The organism is Burkholderia sp. 572 (genome assembly GCF_040545135.1).
Taxonomy (GTDB): domain Bacteria; phylum Pseudomonadota; class Gammaproteobacteria; order Burkholderiales; family Burkholderiaceae; genus Burkholderia; species Burkholderia cepacia.
Map to the genome: position 1 here is coordinate 1 of NZ_JBEPLH010000037.1, position 18,054 is coordinate 18,054.

Annotated in this window: 14 protein-coding genes; 1 reads left to right on the plus strand and 13 read right to left on the minus strand. The window is 64.5% G+C overall.

Annotation, left to right across the window (positions count from 1 at the left end):
- The 13 genes from ABIC51_RS38220 to tssB form a co-directional block, all read right to left on the minus strand.
- Window positions 1-1,265, minus strand: a 1,265-nt coding sequence (locus ABIC51_RS38220) for a DUF6531 domain-containing protein (protein WP_354007011.1), incomplete at its 3' end; no start/stop codon positions are given.
- Between the two features lie 81 nt (window positions 1,266-1,346).
- A complete protein-coding gene (locus ABIC51_RS38225) occupies window positions 1,347-1,778 on the minus strand; it encodes an arginine:ornithine antiporter (RefSeq protein ID WP_146254187.1) in 432 nt (143 codons plus the stop codon).
- Window positions 1,775-2,065: a hypothetical protein gene (locus ABIC51_RS38230; protein ID WP_354007012.1), complete on the minus strand. Its 291-nt coding sequence runs from the start codon at window positions 2,063-2,065 to the stop codon at window positions 1,775-1,777. Before ABIC51_RS38230 ends, ABIC51_RS38225 begins: the two co-directional genes overlap by 4 nt.
- Window positions 2,062-5,079 carry a type VI secretion system Vgr family protein gene (locus ABIC51_RS38235; RefSeq protein WP_354007013.1) on the minus strand — a complete coding sequence of 1,006 codons (3,018 nt, stop codon included), beginning with the start codon at window positions 5,077-5,079 and terminating at the stop codon, window positions 2,062-2,064. Before ABIC51_RS38235 ends, ABIC51_RS38230 begins: the two co-directional genes overlap by 4 nt.
- Window positions 5,080-5,153: 74 nt before the next feature.
- The gene (gene icmH / locus ABIC51_RS38240) at window positions 5,154-5,996 is read right to left on the minus strand and encodes a type IVB secretion system protein IcmH/DotU (RefSeq protein WP_146254816.1); all 843 of its coding nucleotides are present in this window, start codon (window positions 5,994-5,996) and stop codon (window positions 5,154-5,156) included.
- A gap of 1 nt (window position 5,997) precedes the next feature.
- Window positions 5,998-7,341, minus strand: a complete 1,344-nt coding sequence (gene tssK / locus ABIC51_RS38245; RefSeq protein ID WP_060175104.1) for a type VI secretion system baseplate subunit TssK — start codon at window positions 7,339-7,341, stop codon at window positions 5,998-6,000.
- Window positions 7,338-8,420 (minus strand): type VI secretion system lipoprotein TssJ, encoded by a 1,083-nt coding sequence (gene tssJ / locus ABIC51_RS38250; RefSeq protein WP_354007014.1) that lies wholly within the window; start codon window positions 8,418-8,420, stop codon window positions 7,338-7,340. Before tssJ ends, tssK begins: the two co-directional genes overlap by 4 nt.
- Window positions 8,417-9,763: a type VI secretion system-associated FHA domain protein TagH gene (gene tagH, locus ABIC51_RS38255; RefSeq protein ID WP_354007015.1), complete on the minus strand. Its 1,347-nt coding sequence runs from the start codon at window positions 9,761-9,763 to the stop codon at window positions 8,417-8,419. The genes tssJ and tagH overlap by 4 nt, the downstream gene beginning before the upstream one ends.
- On the minus strand, window positions 9,760-10,782 hold the full coding sequence (gene tssG / locus ABIC51_RS38260; RefSeq protein WP_146254814.1) for a type VI secretion system baseplate subunit TssG: 1,023 nt from the start codon (window positions 10,780-10,782) through the stop codon (window positions 9,760-9,762). Before tssG ends, tagH begins: the two co-directional genes overlap by 4 nt.
- Window positions 10,746-12,512: a type VI secretion system baseplate subunit TssF gene (gene tssF, locus ABIC51_RS38265; protein WP_146254813.1), complete on the minus strand. Its 1,767-nt coding sequence runs from the start codon at window positions 12,510-12,512 to the stop codon at window positions 10,746-10,748. The genes tssG and tssF overlap by 37 nt, the downstream gene beginning before the upstream one ends.
- A 34-nt stretch (window positions 12,513-12,546) precedes the next feature.
- Complete coding sequence (tssE, locus tag ABIC51_RS38270; RefSeq protein ID WP_060175109.1) at window positions 12,547-12,975, minus strand: type VI secretion system baseplate subunit TssE; 429 nt, start codon at window positions 12,973-12,975, stop codon at window positions 12,547-12,549.
- A 14-nt stretch (window positions 12,976-12,989) separates the two neighbouring features.
- Window positions 12,990-14,468, minus strand: a complete 1,479-nt coding sequence (gene tssC, locus ABIC51_RS38275; RefSeq protein WP_124536754.1) for a type VI secretion system contractile sheath large subunit — start codon at window positions 14,466-14,468, stop codon at window positions 12,990-12,992.
- A 58-nt stretch (window positions 14,469-14,526) separates the two neighbouring features.
- On the minus strand, window positions 14,527-15,033 hold the full coding sequence (tssB, locus tag ABIC51_RS38280) for a type VI secretion system contractile sheath small subunit (protein WP_060175111.1): 507 nt from the start codon (window positions 15,031-15,033) through the stop codon (window positions 14,527-14,529).
- 436 nt (window positions 15,034-15,469) lie between these two features.
- Between tssB and tssH the strand changes: the two genes are divergently transcribed.
- The gene (gene tssH, locus ABIC51_RS38285) at window positions 15,470-18,052 is read left to right on the plus strand and encodes a type VI secretion system ATPase TssH (RefSeq protein ID WP_354007016.1); all 2,583 of its coding nucleotides are present in this window, start codon (window positions 15,470-15,472) and stop codon (window positions 18,050-18,052) included.
- Window positions 18,053-18,054 lie beyond the last annotated feature (2 nt).

The following is an 18,054-nucleotide window of genomic DNA, read 5'->3' on the forward strand; positions in this document are numbered from 1 at the left end:
GCGCCGTGGTAACGCAGGCCGTCGCCAACCACGTCGAGGCGCGTGGTGTAGGGGGTGATCCAGCGCGCGCCGAGTTCTCCCGCATCGTAGGCCCCCAGGCTGGAGCGGTAGGTGCGCGTCCAGTCGAGGGGGAACGGCCCGGAGAGCGTGAAGTCTGTGTGGCTGAGCGTCTCGCTGCCCATGGCGAAGCTGATGCTGCCGTTGGTCTTGGCGCAGGCACAGCCGTCCTTCGGCGGATTGGGGTCGTTCGTGGTGGGGTGCTGCCTTGCATGGGCTTCGATCATGCCTTCCGAGCCCGTTTTCTCTCCCTTGCTCGTGGTCTTGGGCTTGACGTTGGCGCTCTGGCCGGCAGCGCCCCGCGCGCGCCAGCGCGCCAAGGCGGTGACCAGGGAAGCGAGCAGATAGCCGATGCTGTTGGCCACTTTCTCGTCGCCCAGGCTGGTGACCTGGCGCTTGAGTTCCGGCGCGAAGTTGCGCAGCGCCTCGGTATTGCGGAGCACCAGTTCGCGTTGGCGCTCGTCGAGCAAGGCCTTGGCGGCAACGTTGGCGGCGGCCTTGCCGGTGGCTTTATAGGCCCCCCACAAGGCGCCGAGAAAGTTGCTGATGCTGGCCTTGGGGTCATGCAGCAACTGGTCGCCAGCGGCACGCATTTGCTCGGCCGCTGCCTTGGCGTCGCCGGAGGCGTTGAGTTTGCCCTTGGCAAGCGCTTCGAGACCGCCTGCGATGTCGACAATCGCCTTGCCGCCCCAATCGCCCGCATCCTTGAGGATGCCGTTGAGCTTGCCCTGGGCTTCCTTGGCGAACTTGTCGATCTCGCCCACGATGCTGGCGTTGAGGTGGGCCACGAGCACGTTGACGAGGGCATCACCGAGCAGCGATTTGCCATTCAGCTTCAGCTCCTGGCGCACCAGGAACAGGGTCGGGCGCAGGCTCATGCGCGCTGCCGCCATGGTCGGCGGCGCCGGCAGCACGCCGATGAGGTTGATGCCCAGGCTGACCCAATCGAGCAGTTGGCGCTCCTTGGCCTGCGACAGGGTGACGATATCGCCCAGGCTGTCGACCAGGGCGATGATGTTGCCGACCACGGGCAGCGACCCCGCCACGGTACGGATGCGGTCGAGGGTGACCACGCCATCGCTGACCTTGCGCAGCCACTGGTCGAACTCTCGGGCGCCGCGGTTGACGTCGCGCGCATCGACGGTGTTCAGCGGCGCGACCGCCACCTGGGGTTCGCGTTGTTGTTCCTGCGGGTTCGGGCTTGCCATGCGTGACTCGTGGTGTAGGTTGGCTTGCACGGCATGACCACGGCCGTGCTCGGTGATGAATGGGGGGTATTGGGCGGAGCGCTATGCAGCGGGGGCGGCAGGACCATTCGCGCGCCCGTGCCGACGCAGGGTGATGACCTTCAACACCTCGGATACCAGCAGCAGCCCGAGGTTGAGCGACAGGCTCGATCCCTCGCCCAAGTGCAATAGCCATGGAATGAATGACAGAGACGGCACCGCCAAGAGCAGGCGCAGCGGCACCTGGGCATAGGCCAGCGGCCGCGCGTAGCGGCCGCCCCGCAGAAACAGGCAGGCCGACACGGCGATGGACACGGTGAGCAGCAGGGACAGGCCGAGCCAGACGGCCGCATGGTCGCCCGGCTCGTGCAATTGCCCGAATGCCTGGATGTCGTGGTACAGCGGAATGCGTCCGTCGGCGAAGTTGAGCCAGAGGAAGCGAATCAGATAGAGCAGATCCAGCCCGCCCCAGAACAGGTAGAGCGGACGCGTCACCACGGCACCTCCCGGTTTGAATCCGGATTGGCCGCTGTCCGCTGAACCGGCGTGGGGGGCCACGTCGGCGTGCCGATATAGCTGCTCTTGTCCCAGGGGGCGGCCGGGTCGTCGCCAGACTGTACGCGCGCGGGGCCGGGAGCCAGGTCAACGACAAGGGCGCGGCCGGCTTCGTCCAGCGTGCCGCTGAAGACTGGCCCCTGGGCATCTTCAACCTCGTAACTTCCATGGCTGACCGCCGCGCCGTTGGCGCGGGTGTTTTCGAGCAGCAGGCGTGTTTCTTTCATGGTTTGACCCCCTTGATTTCGTGAACTTCGTCGGCAACACCGGGTTGCCAATGCCAGGACTTGCCGCCGATGGCCCAGGCATCGGCGCCTTCGAGATAGCGTTGCTTGATCTTCCGGGTCTCGCCGTAGACGTGGACGGCCGAGTTGTCCTTGAGCCACTGGTCGGCATCCGCAGGCAGCGGCGTCCACTTCTGGATCTTGTCGCGCGTGGTGTTCATGTAGTCCTTGCCGTCGGAGCCGAACAGGCGCCCCTCGTCGCCCATGGAGGTCAGGCGATTCACGAACATCACGCCGGTGTTTTTGATGCCGTGGTAATCGTTGTCCGTGGTAACCCAGCGGCCGGGGCCCGAAGCGGGCACTGACGGAGCGCCAGCGCTCAGGGACTTCGCCATGGCTGGCACGGGCGCGGAGGCCTTGGGCTGCGACGGCATGGCGCCGGCGACAAGAGCCTGGACCTGGCCGATACCGCCACTGGGCGGATTCGCAGGCCACTTGGGCACGCCGACATAGCTGGCCTCCGACCAGGGGTCGGCGGGGTCAAGCCCAAAACGAATCTTTGCCGGCCCCGGCGCCACGCCGGAGACCACGTTGCGGCCCGCTGAATCGAGCGTGCCCTTGAAGACTTTGCCGAGCGCGTCCTCGACTTCGAAACCGCCGTTCGCCAGGCCGCGCAGATTGGCGTAACGATTGAACAGCTCGAGGTTGCCCTGGCCAGGCTTGGGTGGCTCGGGGAAGCTGGCCGCCCGGCTCTTGGGCCCGGTGTAGCTGAACTTGGCCGCATGGCCCGTGTATCGCCCGCTGGTCTGGTGGGTGATGCCGCCGGCGTTGTACACCGTGGCGCTGCCGCCGCCGTTGATGACCAGCTCGGTCTTGGCGTTCAGCGTGATGCGCTCGGCGGTGTACGTGATGTTGAGCTTGGCCAGCAGGTTGATGCTGTCCTTCAGCGCGCGGATGTCGATGTCTCCCGCCGCGGCTACCAGGCGGTAACCCATGCTCTGCACGAACAGGCGGATGCCACGGCTGGCACTGGCGAGCAGGCGCTTGCCGCTGGTCAGGCTGATGTGCTCCGTACTGCTGAGCGCAATGTGCTCGCCGCTGGCGATATGGGTCGAGCCCGGCGTGCTGGTGGCGATACCCACCGGGCTGGCGACGACGACGTACGGCTGCGCGAATTCGGGAAAGTTGTTGCTCGCCGGATCGCCGGGGCCGTTGCCGACGATGCCCTGGTGCTGCTTTTTCAGCGCCTTGGCGACCGTATCCTGGTCACCCGCCTCCTGCGCCTGAACTTCACGGGCCTGGGTGCCGAAGCCCTCCTGCTGCTCGCCGGCCACGTCCAGGCGGGCGGCGGTCTCCTTGAGGTCCTTGTGATGCTCGCTGGCATGCGGGCGCGGCTCGGTGGTCAGCAGCAGGCCGGAGCCGGCGCGCACCGCGCCGTGCTCGTCGGTGCGCAGCTCGAAGCCCTTGCCGCGCGCCTTGCCGCCGCCCGGGCGCGGGTGGACCAGGTAGCCCAGGTTGAGCGCACTGGCACCCTGGTCACTGCGCAGCGTGGTGCTGATCTCGCCATTGGTGTCGTCGAACAGCAGTTCGTTGTTGCGCCCGGCCTTGTGCTCCTTGCTCTTGATGGTGCTGAGGATGTTGTGCTTCGGCAGCTCGTACGGCGGACGCTGCAGGGCCATATAGGTGCGGCCGATGATGATCGGCTGGTCGCAATCGCCGTCGATATTGCCGACCAGGACTTCCTGGCCGATGCGCGGGATGGCCACGTGCCCCCAGGTGGCGCCGGCCCAGTTCTGCGAGACGCGGATCCAGCAGGAGCTGTGCTCTTCGGACTTGCCCTGCCGGTCCCAGGTGAACTGGACCTTGACCCTGCCCCACTCGTCGCAGTGGATTTCCTCGCCCGGCGGGCCGACGACGATGGCGACCTGCGGGCCGTCGATGCGCGGCTTGGCCATGGGTGCGGGACGCCATTCCACATCATCGGGAATCAGCTCGGCGGTGTAGCTGTAGTGGGTGCCCTGCTGCGCATCAGCGCTTTCCTCGGCCTGGCTGGTGTGCTGCACGCCGCGGTGCCTGATGCGCAGGGGCCGCCAGCCACGGTTGAGGTCGGCGCGCGGATGGCCGGTGAGGTCGAAGGCCAGGCCGGGCACCAGGCGCGCATCGTCGCCTTCCACTTCGGCGGTGCGGGCGTCGCCGCGCAGCCCGAGCAGGCGGGTCCGGGTGAAGGGCCGCCCCGCCGCGTCTTCCTTGTAGCGGCCGGGGAACTGGTAGACCTCGTAGTCCTGGCTCTGGTGATCGAGCTGCGCGCCGTCGTGTTGATGCTCCTGGTTATAGGTCGGGTGCTTGAAGGTGTAGTCGCGCTGGGTCTGCCGCGCGGTACGCACGCGCTCGCTGTAGCGCAAGCGCCGCAGCGCCGGCGTGGGCTGGTCGCCGCCCGGCGTGGCGTTGTATTCGACCGGGCCGCCATCGATGGAGCCGAAGATGTAGAGATTGTCTCCATGGACCAGGCGGTGGCTGTCATCGGCAAAGGCAAAAGCGTAGTAGAAGCCTTCTTCCGCCGCCAGCCGGGCGAGGAAATGCAAGTCGCTGTCGCCCGCCTGCACGCAGTATTCACGCGGCAGATGCGTCTCGGTCACCAACTGTTCGTAGTCGGTGATCTCGTGTTCCTTGAGCACCGCCGACAGGATGTCCGGCACACTCTGCCGCTGGAAGATGCGCCAGTCGGCGCACAGGCCGGTGCGCGCAAGCTTGGGCTCGACCACGGCGCGGTAGCGGGTGCGGCGAAAGCCGGTGTCCCCTTGTTCGAAATCGCTGACCAGGCCGTGGACGTAGCGCACGGGCTGGTCGGCGCGCCAGATGGTGAGCTGCGCGGGCTGGTCGAGGACGGCCGCGAAGTCGATCGACGGATCGGTGCTGGCCAGATCGACCGACAGCGTGAACGGCTGGCTCAGTCCCTCTTCCAGCTCGAACGAAACCACATCGAACTCGAGGCCCCCAGCCTTGAAGGTGAAGCTCATATCGGATTGTCGAGGCATGGTGTGTTCCTCAATCAGTAAAAATTGCCCGGTGTGGATTGCCGCGAGGTCCTGAATTAGCGCTTGAGAGTGGCGTCGAGTGCGCGCAGCACCTGCCCGGTGCTGCTGTCCAGCTGAACGCTGAAGTAGGTGTACGCGCCGGTGAGCAGCACCAGCGCGCAGGCCCAGGGTGTCCACCACGGCAGTTGTCCGCCGAGCCGGTAACGGCGTGTGGCGATATTGCGGCCGCCATCGGTGAGCTTTTCCGGGACGTCGCCACGCAAACCGCGCAACACGTGGTGCAGCCGGTCGATGATGTGATTGAGCGACTCATCGCGGTTATTACGCACACCGTATTTGCCGGTGAAGCCCAGACACAGGCAGAGGTACTTGAACTCCAGTACATCCCGGTACTTGGCGGGCTCCACGAGCATGCGGGTGAGCACCGTGAAGAATTTCTCGCCGCCCCACGTTTCGTTGTGGAAGTGGCTGAGCAGCGAGCGCTTGGCCCATACCGAATCGGAGCCGCCCCAGGGCGTAGCCATGACGGCCTCGTCGATGAAGGCGCACAACGCATAACGGAAAGCCAGCTGGGTGGCGCTGTCGTAGCTGTGCTGGCGGATTTCCTCGTCCAGCGCGCTGATCTGGTCGCGCACGGTTTGATAGAGCTTGCCGATGTCGTCGCAGCGCTCCAGCCGGCGCAGGCGAATCACCAGGCCCAGCAGCGGCTGCGAGCCGTCCACCAGAGGATTCCAGCCATGGCCTCGCAACTGGAAACTCAGGTCCGGGTCGCCGTTGAGCTGTTCGATCCGTTCATAGCCGACGGTCTGGCTGAGTTCGTCCGCGGCGGCCTGGCCGGGAGCCGGACGAGAGCGCGAGCGCAGCGTGCGCGGGTCGTCGATGGAAATGGTCGTGGTCATGTCATTGGCTCCGGATGGCCCAGAACTGCATTTCAAGTTCGGGGAAGTCGCCGGCAACGTGGAAGCCGAAGCCGGATGTCTGTTGCGTCATGACCTGCCACGCCGGATGCGTGCGATCGAGTTCGAAATAAATGAACCCGGCGTGATACGGCAGATAGCGCGGCGCCACGTGCAATTGCTTGAGCGGAATGCCGGGCAGTTGCAGGCTGACCAGTTCACCGAGGCGCTCCATCGAGGTGACCTTGGCTTGCTGGACGAACAACTGACGCAGGTCGTCCCCGGACATCCGGGCGCGCACGGCGAGCACGAATTCCGCGCTTTCGATCAGCGTGCGATCGTGCACCTCGGCGGTCAGCGTGCCGTAGCGCTGCTCGATGATCGGCAGCGACACCGCGCGGGGCTGGAGCACGGTGCTCAGGGTCCGCCGCAGGGTATCCATGAGCATGCGGAAGGACACGCGCGGATCGTCGTGCTGATAGGCCGGGTACTCCTGCGGCAAACGGCCTTCGTCGGTGAAGGTGACCAGTTCGCCGCAGGCCTGGATGAAGGCCACGTAGAGATCCTCGGGATGCACATGCCGCTTGCGCGACAGATAGCCGAACCAGGGCTGCAGGCGGTTGATGACCTGCAGCAGGTTGAAGTCTGTGATGTCGGCCACGCCCGACTGCCCGGCAGAGCCGATGCGCTCGGCGATGCTCTTGGCTCGCTCGCGCATCAACCCGGCCACCTCGCCGACGAAGCGATGCAGCGGCGCGATGGCGTTCACGGACAGGCTGGTGGGGTAGAACCCGCTGTCGTCCAGCACCAGGCTGCCGTCCGGGCGGCGGTCGAGGATTCGGCACATGGCGATGCCGGTGAAGGCGCTGCGGTCCTGCTGCTCCAGAGCGAACTGAAGGTTGGGGACCACGAGGTCCACCGGCTGGTGATCGCCTTCGAGGCTGTGCGTGTCGCGCACGGCCTCCGTGCGGGCCACGTAGCGTGCGTTGACGTAGGTGTCCGGCCAGCGGACTTCGAGGCCGCTGTCCTGCTTGAGCGGCAGCGTAAGGTAGACCGTCTGATTGGCCACGCTGGCATCGGTGATGGCCAGGGGCTCCGGCGCGGGCTGCTCGCCGGGAATGTCGATGACGGTGCCGTCTGGCATCACGCCGCGCGCCCGCACGATGGCTACCTTGCCGAAGGCCAGGTACTCGTGGTTGAGTTCCAGCTCGCTGAAGCCGTAGAGATGATCCCTGACGCTGTCCAGTCGCTGGTTGGCGTGGTACTCGGCGGCGCGGGCCTGCTGCTGGAAGTGCTGGGGTTGGACGAACAGTCCTTCACCCCAGAGAACGGCGTTGCGTGAAGTCATGGCGTTACCTGGATTCGGGATTGGTTGGAAGCGGCCGGCAGGTTCGGAGCCGAAGGCAACGGCCCCGCCGGCAGCGGCGGAACGGCCGCCGTTGCCGGCAACTTCGAGGTCGGCTGCCTGGAGGCTCTTTTGACGGGTGCGGACAGCACGGGGCAGGCAGCCGGCGCGGGTGTCGCGGGTAGCGCGGGCCGCCCCTCGCGTGTCAGGCTCACGCTCGTTTCGCTCAACTTGACCAGTAAGGAATACTTGCGGCCTTTTGGTTCGATCGGCATGACCTGCTTCCAGGCCACCGCGTTCGCATCGTGGAAGTCCGCGATGGCGGCGATGAAGCGCGTGCCGTCGCGAACCTCGCCGAAGGGCACGAATTTGAACTGTCCGGGCAACAACAGGTAATCGTCGGCGGCAAGGTAGGTGCCGCCCAGGGTCTTCTTCAGGTCCTTGCGCAGTTGATCCGGGTCGGCATTGAGCAGCACGGAGTCGTCCTTGAGCTGCAGGACCTTGAAGGCGATCGGGGTTCCGGGTGCCTTGGCCGGCCTCGACTGAGCGGTCGACGACGCGAAGCTATGACGGCGGCCATTGGCGTCGTACTGCCCCAGTTCGAGACCCTGCCGACCGGCTGCCCCCATGTTCGGTAACGGAGGCACTGTCGGTAGCGGCGGCACCATCACCTGCTCGCTCGACTGCCCGGCTCGCGGACGCGCGACCGGCGCGCCGACCCCGGCCGCGGGCCGCGCGACAAAGGCGGAAGCATCGGCGCCGGCGCGCAGTTGCTTGACAAGCAGTCCGAGGTTTTCGAGAAGCTCCGGCTTGCTGGCGCTGACGAAGCGCACGGCATAGGGGCCGTCTTCCGCGTCCTGCTCGTCGGTAACGTCGAACTCGGGCACCTGATGCTGCCCATTGGGATTGACGTCGTGGTCGGCATACAGGCTGAGGCCGATCTGGGTCGGCTGGTCATCATCCACGCCCACCTGGATGGACGGGTCCATCAGAACCTGCCCCGTCTTCTTGAAGACATTTCCGATGGCGCTGCATCCCGTGAGCATCAGCAGTGGCATCAGCGCCCAGACGAGCCACTTCATCGCGGCTCCTGACGCAGGGCTCGGTCATAGGCCTGTTCGAAGACTTCCCAGAACAGTTTCTCGAAGCCTTGCTGACGAGACGACGCCAGCTCGTTGTAGTAGTGGATGTACATCTGCCAGTTCCAGTCCGCTGCCTCGGTTTGCTGGACCTGGGCCGCCCGATAGCGCTGGAAGCGCTGCTGCAGTTGCTCCGGGGTGAAGGCACGTAACAGGGCCTGGAGGCTGGCCTCGATAGCCTCGATCAACGCGGTCTGGTGCCGTTGAACCTGGGCGAGGCTTTCCTCCACGGCGGCGGACGGCGACAGGTGCACGACGCTGCGCTCGCTGGAGAACAACGCGCGCACAGTCTCCGGGTAGCCCAGCCCCAGGCGCAGGGGGTTGTCCTCGATGGGCTGGAGCGTACGGGCCAGCGGCGCCAGATTGCGCGGCTTGCCGTCCTGGGTATGCTGCAAGGCAGTGATGCCGTGAATGACGGCGCTCAACGTCCTGCCAATCTCCTGCAAGAGCGCGTGTCCCATCTGCGGATCGACCACGCCGACCGAGGCCCCCAGCCCTTCCACCAAGGGCTGGATCAGGGCATTGGCGTCGCCGGTCGAGACGGCACGCGAGTAGGACTGCGACATCGTGGATTCTCCAGATAAGGTCTTCGGTGAGCCGGACACGGCTTCGAATCGGGTACGGGCGTGGTTGGCCTGGGTCTGGCCGGGACTGAGGCCGTAGTTCGTAGGGTCCAGCGGGGCAACGCCGAGTACCGGCTCACATCGCTGTTGCTCGGCATCCAGGGCGGACAGCGGATCGCGTTCCTCTGCGGGCCGGCGCTCCCTCGCAAGATCATCGAAGGCCCGGAAATCGGGCTGGCGCGGCCTCGCATCCAGCGATCTGTCGGTCTCGGCCGTGGGGGGCAGGCCAGCGCCCGGCTCGTTGAGCAACTCGCCGACCGAACGCTGGAGCAGCGGCTGGCTGTTGGTCAGATGCGCTTCGGATGTCTGCAGATGGACGGTGACCTGATAGGCGCCGATATGCAGCACGTCGCCGTCGCGCAGACGCGCGGCCGTGCCTCGCCTCAATGGCGTCTCGGCGTCGTTGACGCGGGTGGCGCCACTCTGGTCGCGCACGCAGTAGCTGTTGTCGATCCAGGTGATCTCGCAGTGAATCGCCTGCACCTGGCCTTGGCCGTCATCGAGCAGCCAGTCGGCACCACGACTGCCGATGGTGCCGCCAGCGTGGCCGAAGTTATGCCGTGCAGTGCTGCCGGCACGCAGGGCATGGGTATTGGCAACGAGGAGTTCGAGGCGCTGCATGCCTGCCGGCGCCTGGCTTGTTGGTGGAATGGGCGTGTTCATAGTCGCACCTTGATACGCACGGGGGTTCGAGCGGCGTCATCACCGTTGACGAAAGTGGTCCAGCCAAGATGCGAGCCACGCTCCCGGCTCAGGTTGAAGGACTCGACTTCCGCCGGGCGAAGCCGCAGTTCCAGGTCGAAGGCCATCGGGTCACGCAGCAGGAATTCCATGAGCTTGCGCAGGCGTGCGAAGTCTTCTCCGCTGGGCAGGAAGTGGCGGAAGCGCTCCTGGTCGAGATCGGAGATGACGACGGTGAACTTGTTGTGGCAGGCACGTACCCGCTTGCCGATCACGAAGCTGTCGCCGACCTCGCCATTACGCTTGCCCAACGACAGGCGCTGCCCGGACGGGATGTCAACGTAGCGAATCTCGAACTCGCGCACCTGAACGGATTTCAGGGCGAAGCAATCGGCCACGATGCCCGCGACCATCGACGCAGAGCGGCTGCGGTTGATGATGGAGCCGGCGAAACTGAGCAGGCGGCTCCAGGGCAACGGTGTCGCGCCGCGCAAGTCACCGTTGCCCAGGCCAACGAGGGCAAATACATAGCGGGAGAAGCCATCGCTGGCTTCGCTGCGGAAGCGGATGTGGTAGCGGTACTTGCGCCATGCCCGGTGCAGCAGCGTGAGCAGGCGGTGGTGAAAGAAGTCGAGGAAGGCCGGACGAATGCCGGTGCCCTGCCCATGCTCATAGGCCAGACGGTCCAGGTAGTAGCCCGGCAGCGGCGAGTCAGGGCCGTGCAGCCCGAAGAAGTTGGCCTGCACCTGGTAGTCGCTGGCGGAGCTGTCGGGCATACGCGCGGCGAAGCTGATGTCCGATGCCGGAAACGCCAGTGCCGCCGAGCTGCCCAGGCGGATGCGCCAATGGGCATCCCCGAGCGGATCGCTCGCTTCCAGGTCGTCGCCGTGCAGCGCATGCAACTGCTCCAGCAAGCGGAAGAAATCGTAGGCCTTCGCGCTGGCGAGCACCGCATCGGCGATGGCTAGATCAGGGGTTGCTTGCCGATCTGCAATGGCCATTGATAGTGCTCGTTGTTGCTGATGTTGATGACTTCCAGCACATGGAAGGAGTTGATGCTGGCGTAGAGCGCAAGGAAGTGGCTCAGCACGCTGCCGAACAGATAAAGGTCCCCTTCGCAGAGGAAGGCATCCTGATCCAGATGCAGCACCGTCTTCAGGCCACGGATGGGCAGGCCCTTCATGAGCCAGTCCATCGGTTTGGTCTCGGCCTCGCCGATGCCAGCCAGGCGCTTGCTGCTGGCCCGTGCATGCTGGATGTCATGCAACGCGGCGAAGTCGTAGGCACGCAGAACCGCCTTGAGTGGCTCGGCCGAAAGCAGAGACAGGTAGTTCAGCGACAGGTTGGAAATGAGGCTCCACTGAAGATCGCCGTCCAGCACCGGGCGATAGGATGGCGTCGGACGCGTGATGTTGCGACAGCGGCTGTAGGATGGCGCCCTCTCCGATCCTTCGCAGATGTCGCCCACGTCCAGTGCCAGCGGAAGGTCGCGATTGGTGCAGGTGAGCGACAGCGAGACCGTTTCGGTCTGGTCCACATACTCGCTTTCGTCGGCGCGCACGAAGGAGACAGCGTGGTCGAGACCGCTGCCGTCAAGCGCGTTGCCGATGTGGGTTCGGTAGTAGATCGCGGTACGGCCTTCGGCATGCTCGACTTCGTGCGCCATCGACTCGAAGGGGCGGAAGGTCCGCAGCCGGTCGCCACGTCGCCCATCGGCGCAGCGACGCAGCCCGCGAACTTCGTCGATGCTGAAGATCTCGTAGGCATGCGGCCGCTGCCCCGTGGGGTAGACCGGCTGTTGCGCGACCTTGCCGTCGATCCTGAGCGGCTCGGCGTCATGGGCGAACAGGTTGACCGCCGGGGTGCAGTACAAGGCAAGGTCGCCATCGCGCAGGCGAATGCCCGGCGGCATCGGTCGGTTGAAGTGGAACTCGATCCGTACCGTCTCCTGGCTGGTGGACGGCCAGAACGGCGCCAAGCCGCTCAACCGGAAGCAATGGAAACGCTGGGGAAAAACGAAGTATTCCTGCAATATCCGGTAGCCGTCGAACGCATTTTTCGGATACGGCAGCAGGGCTTCATCCTCCGCAAAACCGGGAAACTCCACCTGTCGGTTGGGCAGCGAGAATGCCTTGCCGTCAAGGTCCACCCTGACCTTGTCAAGGTACTGGGCCAACCAGAGATAGAGGGTCTGCGCGGTGGTGTCGTCGCCACTGAGCTGGAAATCCAGCCGGTCGCAGTCCATGAGGCTGGGCGGGTTATCGGTCAGGAACGTCAGCTCGACCGTCAGGATCGACTTTTCACGCGAGTGGGCGTCGCTCACCCGGGTCATCTTGAGCGGCAACAGGTGAACGTCCGCGCAGGTGCGAAAGCGACACTGGACGCCATCGACCGGGCGGGACAACACGAGGGTTCCCTTCGGAACGGTTTGCCGCTGCGTGATGGCGGTTTCGACCGGCTCGAAGCAGACGATGGTCGAGCTTGGTAGCGGCCGAAGGTAGTTCGGCCACAGCAGCTGCAGCATCGAGTGAGTCAGCTCGGGCAGATCGTCTTCGATCTTGAGCCGCAGCTTGGCGGTCAGGAAGCCGAAGCCTTCGAGCAGGCGCTCGACATCAGGGTCACTGCTCTCCCCGCCAAGAAAACGGGAGAGTTGCGGATTGTCACGGGAAAACTCGCGGCCGAAGCGACGTAAGTAGTCGAGCTCTTCTCGGAACTTGCGGCGTAATGTCATGGCAACGACTTTCCATTGCGGATTGCGCGGCGGATCAGGTAAACCGCGCGGTCCTGTTGTGATGCTGAAGCACCAGGTCGAGCTCGATGCTTTCGTATGCGTTGCGAACCGGCACCAGGCAGTGCAGCCTGAAATGCAGATCCATCGGGCGCACGGCATCCGTGAGTGGCTGCACGCGAGTCACCTTGACCCGCGGCTCGAACTCGTTGACCACGGCCTGGATGTGCTCGCTCAAACGGTGCCGAAGATCTGTGCTGCCGACCGCGACATCGTTGAAATCGGGCAGACCCAGTTCAGGACTGCTGGACGAACAGCCCTGCCGGGCATTGAGCACCCACTCGATATGCCGCTTGATGGCCTGGATGCGCTCGGCGGCCAGATCCTGGCTCGTTCGTAGACGTCGCAACGGAAGCTCGGGATCGAGCCGCTCGAACAAACTTCCCTGTCCGAGCGTTCTCGGCATGGTCTAGGCTCTCGTCATTCCTTGTCGAGCCTGCCGACCAGGGACAGTTCGAAGTTGGCACCCATGTACTTGAAGTGCGGACGCACCGCGAGCGACACCTGATACCAGCCCGGATCGCCGGCCACATCCTGCACGATCACGCGGGCCGCTCGCAGCGGACGGCGGCTGCGCACGTCGGCCGAGGGGCTTTCCTGGTCGGCGATGTATTGCTTGAGCCAGTTGTTCAGCTCCCGCTCGAGGTCCTGGCGCTCTTTCCAGCTACCGATCTGCTCGCGCTGCAGCACCTTCAGGTAATGCGCCAGCCGGTTGACGATGAACATGTACGGCAGTTGCGTGCCGAGCTTGTAGTTCGTCTGCGCGGCCTGGCCCTCCTCCGTCTTCGGGAAAATCTTGGGCTTTTGCACCGAGTTGGCGGAGAAGAAAGCGGCGTTGTCGCTGTCCTTGCGCATGGTCAGCGGGATAAATCCGGCTTCGGCGAGTTCGAACTCGCGGCGGTCCGACACCAGGACTTCAGTGGGGATCTTGGCTTGCAACTGGCCGAGGGACTCGTACAGGTGAACCGGCAGATCATCCACCGCCCCGCCGGACAGCGGGCCAATGATGTTCGGACACCAGCGGTATTTGGCAAAGCTGTCGGTGATGCGGTTGGCGAGCAGGAACGAGGTATTGCCCCACAGGTAGTTGGCGTGGTTACCGTCGATGCCTTCGCGGTAGACGAAGGTGCGCGTCGGGTTGTCCAGCGGGTCGTAGGGCTGGCGCAGCAGGAAGCGCGGCATGGTCAGGCCCAGGTAGCGCGCATCCTCGGACTCGCGCAGGCTGCGCCATTTGGCGAAACGCGGGCCTTCGAAGATATCGCCGATTTCCTTCAGGTTGGGCAGTTCCTGGAAGCTCTCCACGTTCAGGAACTCGGGACCGGCGGCACCCAGGAACGGCGCGTGGGCCATGGCGCCGACCGCGGCCACGTAGCCCAGCAGCTTGATGTCCGGCGCCGAAGGGCCGAAGGTGTAGCTGCTGACCATGCAGCCCACCGGCTCGCCGCCGAACTGGCCATAACCCGCCGTGTACGCATGCTTGTAGAGGCCGCTACGGGTGATATCGCCGGCACCCTCGAAGTCTTCCAGCAACTCGGCCTTGCCGACGTGCATGAAGCCGATCCTGATGTTCTCGCGTGTATCGGTGTTGTCGGCCAGGAGCTTGAGCTGACGCCAGTGGGACTCCAGGTTCTGGAACGACGGATCGTGGAGAATCTCGTCCATCTGCGCGGTGAGTTGCTCGTCGAGCCGGGCAATCATGCCGTCCACCAGCAGCTTGCTGATGGGCTGCTCGCGATCGTCCGTCTTGAGCATTTCGGCAATGAAGGCGGCAACGCCGCGTTCGGCGACGGCATAGCCCTCGTGACTGGGCTCGATGCGCGTCTGCGCCATGATCTGTTCGAGCAGACCCCGGGATTGGGCCGTTTCAGCCCGGGCAACAACAGCGCTTTCGGTTTTCATGTTCGTTTCCTTGAAGCCGCGGAGATATTGGAAGGTGTGATGTGCCGCGGGAGGCGCGTCAGTCGGACGAGCCCTCGAGCGCCTGGCTCAGCTCCTGCGCGAGCTTGCTCCGCGCAGCCTCATCCCCGAGCAGGGCCTGCAACTGCTTGCGGAAGGCGGGCACGTTACCCATGGGCCCCTTGAGGGCTACCAGCGCCTCGCGCAATTCCAGGAGCTTGCGCAACTCGGGTACCTGCCGGGCGACGGCATCGGGACTGAAATCCTTGATGTGCCTGAACTGAAGGTCGACGGTCAGCGCGTCGTCGGCACCGGCATTTCCAAGGCGCAACGGAACGGTGGTTTTCAACGCCACGCCCGCCTCGCTGAGCACATCGTTGAAGTTGTCCTTGTCCACACGCACCACCGGCCTGTCTTCGAGAGCGGTCTCTTCTTCGCGCCCCTTGAAATCGCCAATCACCAGCATATTCAAAGGCAGCTCGATCTCCGCCTGCTGATTACCTGTTGCCGGAACGTATTTGATATTGATTCGTTCCTTCGGGGCTACCGATGCCGTGCTCTTCGCCATAAATGCTCCTTATCCTTATTTCTTGAGGATGCTGGAAATTCGCTCTCAGCCGTAAACCGCAGCATGACCGAACTGGTTCGGAATCTGCCTGGGAAATCATCCCCAATATTCCTTGGCCATCGGAAACCATGGCTCTCAGAAGCGCTTACCAGACATATTCAGCCATACGCGGCCCGCCTGAATAATTGACCTCGCTCCGCTGCATCGTCAATAAGACATGTCTGAAATTTCACTCAAAATAACCGCGGAATATCATCCAAAAACGAGACAAGAAAAAACATGACATTCAGCAATAATTTTCCACGCACAAAACAATAAATATCTCATTTACTAATCGGCAATATTATGTTTCCTTAATGGGCCAACCATTCCCTGCACCACTGATATAGCTGCGTGCAACGACTCGTTTCCAACCATCCTTGATGGGCTGTGCTTCATGATCCGAATTGAACTCTCGGCAGTCTTCGACCGCTTGAACCCTCCCTCTCGACAAGCCCTGGAAGAGGCCGCGAGCCTGTGCATCAGCCAGCAAGGCGCCGAAGTCACGGTGCCGCACGTGCTGCTCAAGCTGGTGGACCTGCCGTTGGGGGACGTCCGGCTGCTATTGCGGCAGGCCGGGCTGGATCCGGACGCCGTGCGCCAGGCGCTGTCGGCCAACTTCCCGAACCAGGAATCCACAGGAGGGCAATACCCCGCGTTCTCGCCGTTGCTGGTCGAGCTGTTGCAGGAGGCCTGGCTGTTGGGTTCGCTGGAATGGAACCAGGACGCCATCCGCGGCGGCAGCCTCTTCCTGGCCGCGCTGCTCAACCCTGGCCGCTATCTGCCACTGTCCGCCGTGCGTCTGTTCGACCGCGTCAACCGGGAAGCCTGGCGCAAGGACTTCCTGTCGTTGGTCGCGACCTCGGCGGAAACGCCCCAAGTGGCGGAGCGCGTCCCGTCGCCCGCCATCGCGGCAACCGATTCGGCGCTGGCCAGGTACGGCCATGATTTCACCGCCCAGGCGCGTGAAGGACGGCTGGACCCGGTGCTGTGCCGCGATGGAGAAATCGATCTGATGATCGACATCCTGTCGCGCCGCCGCACGAACAACCCGATCGTCGTAGGGGACGCCGGCGTTGGCAAAAGCGCGGTCATAGAAGGCCTGGCGCTGCGCATCGTCCAGGGGCACGTACCCGAGCCGCTGCGCTCCGTGACGCTGTGGGGATTGGATCTGGGCGCACTACAGGCCGGCGCGTCGGTCAAGGGCGAATTCGAGAAACGGCTGAAAGCGGTCATCGACGAAGTGAAGACCGCCGCCACGCCGATCATCCTGTTCATCGACGAAGCGCACACGCTGATCGGCGCGGGCAATGCCGCTGGCGGCAGCGACGGCGCCAACCTGCTCAAACCGGCGCTGGCCCGGGGAGAACTCCGCACGATCGCGGCCACCACCTGGTCGGAATACAAGAAGTTCTTCGAGAAGGACGCGGCCCTCAGCCGGCGCTTCCAGCTGGTCAAGCTCGACGAGCCGAGCCCCGAGACGGCTGTCCATATCCTGCGGGGGCTACGGAACACTTACGAGCGCGCTCACGGGGTCTACATCTCCGACGAGGCCCTACAGGCCGCTGCCGGGCTTTCGGCGCGCTACTTGTCGGGCCGGCAGTTGCCCGACAAGGCCATCGACGTGCTTGACACGGCTTGCGCGCGGGTGGCGACGGCACTTGCCGAATCACCCAGGCGATTGCGGGCGCTGGAGCACGAACTGTTGCAGATCGACGCGGAGTCAGCGCTGCTGCAACGGGATCGGCGTGCCGGCCTGCACGCTGACGCGCAACGGCTCGAGGTACTGGACAACGCGCGCCGCGAGGTTCAGGGCAAGATGGATGCGTTGCAAACCGCATGGTCACGCCAAAAGCCGCTTGTCGATGAAATCCGGACGCTACGGTCGTCGCTGGCGGCCGACGGCGCCCCAGACGATGACGAACGCTCCAAACAACTATCGACCAAGGTGATGGAGCTGGCGGCGCTGCAACGCCCAAGCGCACTGCTGCATGCGGAGGTAGGCCGCGAGCAGGTCGCGCAGGTCATCGCCGACTGGACCGGCATTCCGGCGACAACCATCAGCAGCGACCAGATGGCGCGCCTCGGGGGCTTGCCGGAAATGCTGCGGGAACGGGTCAAGGGGCAGGACGCCGCCATCGAGCACATTCACCGGCATCTGCTGACCGCGATGGCGGACCTGCGGCGTCCCGGCACGCCGCTCGGCGCCTTCCTGCTGGTAGGCCCCAGCGGCGTGGGCAAGACGGAAACCGCCCTGGCCCTGGCCGATTCGCTGTTCGGCGGCAAGCAGTTCCTGACGACGATCAACATGTCCGAGTTTCAGGAGAAGCACACCGTGTCGCGCCTGCTCGGCGCGCCGCCGGGATACGTCGGCTATGGGGAAGGCGGCGTGCTGACCGAGGCGATCCGCAAACAGCCCTACTCGGTGGTCCTGCTCGATGAGGTCGAGAAGGCGCACCCGGACGTGCTGAACATCTTCTATCAGGCCTTCGACAAAGGTGAGCTTGCCGACGGCGAGGGTCGATTGATCGACTGCAAGAATGTGCTGTTCTTCCTGACCTCGAACCTGGGATTCGACCAACAGGAAAACGAGCTGACCGACCAGGACGAGGCCGCTCTTCGCGAACGCCTCTCGCAATTCTTCAAGCCGGCACTGCTGGCGAGAATGCAGGTCGTGCCCTATCGCTATCTGGACGATCGCGTGCTCGGGAATATCGTGGAAAGCCGCTTGCAAAGGCTGATGACGCAGTTCACCCAGCGCTATGACGCCGTCTTGTCGGTGTCCGCGAGCGCCAGCGAGGAACTGCGCCGGCGCTCCACCCGCCACCAGAACGGTGCACGCATGCTGGATGCGAGCATCGACGGCGAGTTGTTGCCACCGCTGTCGTTGTCCGTCCTGCAGCGTCTGGCCGAGGGCACGGCCTTCCGGCGTGCCGAGCTGTCGTGGAGCGGCAACGCTTTCGAGGCCGTCGTGGAATGACG

What these genes read in the sequence shown, in the direction of transcription:
- tssJ (WP_354007014.1), bottom strand. Translation starts at nt 8,420, where the DNA reads ATGAAGTGGCTCGTCTGGGCGCTGATGCCACTGCTGATGCTCACGGGA.
- tssC (WP_124536754.1), bottom strand. Translation starts at nt 14,468, where the DNA reads ATGAAAACCGAAAGCGCTGTTGTTGCCCGGGCTGAAACGGCCCAATCC.
- tssF (WP_146254813.1), bottom strand. Translation starts at nt 12,512, where the DNA reads ATGACATTACGCCGCAAGTTCCGAGAAGAGCTCGACTACTTACGTCGC.
- icmH (WP_146254816.1), bottom strand. Translation starts at nt 5,996, where the DNA reads ATGACCACGACCATTTCCATCGACGACCCGCGCACGCTGCGCTCGCGC.
- tssG (WP_146254814.1), bottom strand. Translation starts at nt 10,782, where the DNA reads ATGGCCATTGCAGATCGGCAAGCAACCCCTGATCTAGCCATCGCCGAT.
- tssE (WP_060175109.1), bottom strand. Translation starts at nt 12,975, where the DNA reads ATGCCGAGAACGCTCGGACAGGGAAGTTTGTTCGAGCGGCTCGATCCC.
- tssH (WP_354007016.1), top strand. Translation starts at nt 15,470, where the DNA reads ATGATCCGAATTGAACTCTCGGCAGTCTTCGACCGCTTGAACCCTCCC.
- ABIC51_RS38235 (WP_354007013.1), bottom strand. Translation starts at nt 5,079, where the DNA reads ATGAGCTTCACCTTCAAGGCTGGGGGCCTCGAGTTCGATGTGGTTTCG.
- tssB (WP_060175111.1), bottom strand. Translation starts at nt 15,033, where the DNA reads ATGGCGAAGAGCACGGCATCGGTAGCCCCGAAGGAACGAATCAATATC.
- tssK (WP_060175104.1), bottom strand. Translation starts at nt 7,341, where the DNA reads ATGACTTCACGCAACGCCGTTCTCTGGGGTGAAGGACTGTTCGTCCAA.
- tagH (WP_354007015.1), bottom strand. Translation starts at nt 9,763, where the DNA reads ATGAACACGCCCATTCCACCAACAAGCCAGGCGCCGGCAGGCATGCAG.
- ABIC51_RS38230 (WP_354007012.1), bottom strand. Translation starts at nt 2,065, where the DNA reads ATGAAAGAAACACGCCTGCTGCTCGAAAACACCCGCGCCAACGGCGCG.